The sequence below is a fragment of the Citrobacter sp. wls619 genome (assembly GCF_005281345.1).
Classification (GTDB): domain Bacteria; phylum Pseudomonadota; class Gammaproteobacteria; order Enterobacterales; family Enterobacteriaceae; genus Citrobacter.
Genome location: NZ_SZXJ01000071.1, coordinates 1 through 203, shown reverse-complemented (window position 1 = coordinate 203; position 203 = coordinate 1). Strand labels below are relative to the sequence as shown.

1 protein-coding gene is annotated in these 203 nt (G+C 59.6%); it reads left to right on the top strand.

Annotation, left to right across the window (positions count from 1 at the left end; translation table 11 throughout):
• On the top strand, window positions 1-203 hold a 203-nt coding region (locus FDX19_RS14245), incomplete at both ends, for an SWF/SNF helicase family protein (RefSeq protein ID WP_137383217.1).

Below are 203 nucleotides of genomic sequence, written 5' to 3'. Positions count from 1 at the left end.
GAGCAGGCATTGATCAACCTTTGTCTGGAAGAAAAGGCGGCAGGCCGCAAGGTGCTGGCCTACTCGACCTACAGCGGTACCCGCGATACCACTTCTCGACTGAAAACTCTGCTGACACAGGCCGGGTTGAAAGTTGCCGTTCTGCGCGCTTCTGTCTCTCCCGAACAGCGGGAAGACTGGGTGGCAGAGCAGGTGGACCGGGG